This is a genomic window from Azospirillum sp. UFLA03-27, assembly GCF_059803775.1.
Window position 1 is genome coordinate 1 of the sequence record NZ_JAUQTX010000431.1, and the last position, 2,812, is coordinate 2,812.

Annotated in this window: 2 protein-coding genes; one reads left to right on the forward strand and one right to left on the reverse strand. The window is 70.4% G+C overall.

From position 1 onward, the window contains the following. Positions 1 to 20 precede the first annotated feature (20 nt). Positions 21 to 539 (reverse strand): trypsin-like serine peptidase, encoded by a 519-nt coding sequence (locus tag Q4I23_RS31905; protein ID WP_498528895.1) that lies wholly within the window; start codon positions 537 to 539, stop codon positions 21 to 23. A gap of 45 nt (positions 540 to 584) precedes the next feature. Between Q4I23_RS31905 and Q4I23_RS31910 the strand changes: the two genes are divergently transcribed. After that, on the forward strand, positions 585 to 2,792 hold the full coding sequence (locus Q4I23_RS31910; protein WP_498528896.1) for a DNA topoisomerase: 2,208 nt from the start codon (positions 585 to 587) through the stop codon (positions 2,790 to 2,792). The last annotated feature ends 20 nt before the right edge of the window (positions 2,793 to 2,812 follow it).

The following is a 2,812-nucleotide window of genomic DNA, read 5'->3' on the forward strand; positions in this document are numbered from 1 at the left end:
GCGTATAATCGTCGGCAGCGTCAGATGTGTATAAGAGACAGGTCCTGGCTGTAGCCGCCCAGCATCAGCGGCGTGCCGGCGTCCGGCGGGACCCGGGCGAGCGGCAGCGGCGGCATCCCCTCCGGCGCGTCGCCGTCCAGCGTCAGCACCGCCCAGTCGCCGACCAGCCCGTCGAGCCGCCGCTCCTTGTCGTAGGGGCCGCCGGTTTCCAGCGCGGCGACGGCGCGGTGCTGCCGGTACTCCCCGCGCTCGTAGCCGAACAGCACGTGCAGCGAGGAGGCCGGCAGGAAGCGCTGCGCCCGGTTCAGCAGGCAATGGGCGGCGGTGACCACCCGGCGCGGTGCCACCAGCACGCCGGTGCAGCGGGCGCCGAGATTGCTCTGCACCTTGACGAGGCTGTTCCACGGCGCGTGCGTGGCGTCCACCACCACCCGCCGGTCCTTCGCCCCGATCCCCGGCAGCAGAGGGTTCTGAGCCGTGGCAGGGAGTGCGGCTGCGAGGAGCGGCACCGCAATCAGGAATCCGCTCAGAAGAGCCATCAAGTGTTCTTGATACGTTTTCATGTTCGTCTTACCATGGCGGCCATGGCCACGCTCATCATCACGGAAAAATCCAGTCAGGCAAAGGACCTGCGCGCCGCGCTGGGGGATCGCTACGGACGCATCCTGCCGGCCGAGGGGCATCTGCTGCGGCTGGCCGAGCCGGACGAGGTCAACCCCGACTGGAAGCGCTGGTCGCCCACCCTGCTGAAGCCGGACGGACTCTACCCGACCCGGCCGGACAGTGGCGGTAACAAAACGGCGAAGCTGGCGGCCATCAAGGCGGCGCTGAAGGGCTGCGACCAGGTCATCCTCGCCACCGACTGCGACCGCGAGGGGCAACTGATCGGGCAGGAAATCCTGGAGCATCTGGGCTTCCGCGGGCGGGTGCAGCGCGCCCTGTTCACCGCCCAGGACCCCAAGACGATCCGCGACGCCTTCGCCAAGCTGAAGCCGAACAACGAGCTTCGCCCGCTCTACGAGGCGGCGGTGGCGCGTCAGCAGGCTGACCAGATCTTCAACCTGTCGCTGACCCGCACGGCGACCAAGACGCTGCTGGCGCCGGGGATGCGTGGGGTGATCGGCATCGGGCGGGTGAAGACGCCGACCCTGTCCATCGTCTGCCTGCGCGAGCTGGAAATCCGCAACTTCAAGCCCGAGGATTATTTCGAGGTCGTGGCGACGGCCACCGCCGCCGCCGGCTCCTTCCTGATGCGCCACGCTCCGCCGCCGAAGGACCGCATCAAGGACCGCGCCCGCGCCGAGGCCATCGCCCGCGCCGCGGACGGCCATGGTGGCCCCCTGTCGGTGACGGTGGAGGATCGGCGGCAGGCTCCGCCGAAGCTCTACGACCTGCCCGCTCTGCAGAAAACCTGCGGCCAGCGCTGGGGCTGGACCGCCGACCGCACGCTGGAGGTCGCGCAGGAGCTTTACGACGGCGAGGGCAAAAAGCTCATCACCTACCCGCGCGCCGAGGCGCGCTACCTGTCGGAGAACCAGATCGCCGACGTCCCGGCGATCACCGGGGCGCTGACCCGGCTGCGCGGCTTCGCCCATCTCGACCTGTCCCGCCCGGTGATCCGCCGCGGCAAGTCCGGCCATTTCTGCGACAAGGCCCTGGAGGGCGTGTCGCACCACGCCATCGTGCCCAACGTCAACGTGCTGGATGATCTGGAAAGCCGGCTGAGCCGCCTGACCGATGACGAGAAGCGGCTCTACGCGCTGATCTGCCGCTCCTACCTCGCCGCCGTCATGCCCGACTACGAGTTCCGGCAGACCACCGTCCTGATGAACGTGCCCGTCGACGGCAAGCCGGTGGTTTTCCGGGCGGTCGGGCGCATCCCCCTGAAACTCGGCTGGAAGGCGGCCTTCGGCTCCGCCGAGACGGACGGCAAGCCCGACGAGAAGGAGGAGGAGCAGACCCTCCCCCCTCTGACCGACGGCGAGCCGGCCCGCCTGTCCGAGCCTCGGGTGGAGGCCAAACGGACCCAGGCGCCGCCGCGCTACAACGAGGGCACACTGGTCGACGCCATGCAGAACGCTTGGCGCTTCGTCGAGGACCCGGCGCTGCGCGACCGGCTGAAGGAAGCCAAGGGCATCGGCACCCCGGCCACCCGCGCCGAGATCATCAAGGGCCTGCGGCGGCAGAACCTGCTGGGCGCCGACGGCAAGTGGCTGGTGCCCACCCCCGCCGGGCTGCAGTTGTTCGAGACTCTGCGCGGCGCCGCCCCCACCCTCGTCGATCCCGGCACCACCGCCCTGTGGGAGATGCGGCTGGACGAGGTGGTGGTCGGACGCGCCGATTTCCGCAGCGTCATCGACGGCATCGCCGACGAGGCCGGGCGGCTGATCGGCGTTCTGGTCGGCAACCAAGGGCCGACGGTGGATCTCGGCGTGCGCAGCGGTCCGATCCGCGCCGGACGGGGCGCCGGCCGCCGCCGCTCCGCCAGCCCGCGCGCCGCCGGTGCCGCACCGCGCACGCGCATCCGCAAGACGGCGGTCGCTGCCGTCGGCATGGACGGCGAAGCGCCGAAGACGCCCCGGCGCAGCCGCAAGGCGAAGGCCGCGCCGGAGGTTCCCGACTCGATCGCTCCGGTCGCCGACGCTGTCCCGCCGGCCCCCGCCGCACCGTCGGGCGGCGCACGGCGCAAGGCCCCGACGGACAAGATGGTCGCCTTCGCCCGCAGCCTCGCCGACCGCAAGGGTGTAGAGCTGTCGGACACGGTGCTTCAGCTGTCTCTTATACACATCTGACGCTGCCGACGATTATACGC

What these genes read in the sequence shown, in the direction of transcription:
- Q4I23_RS31910 (WP_498528896.1), top strand. Translation starts at nt 585, where the DNA reads ATGGCCACGCTCATCATCACGGAAAAATCCAGTCAGGCAAAGGACCTG.
- Q4I23_RS31905 (WP_498528895.1), bottom strand. Translation starts at nt 539, where the DNA reads ATGGCTCTTCTGAGCGGATTCCTGATTGCGGTGCCGCTCCTCGCAGCC.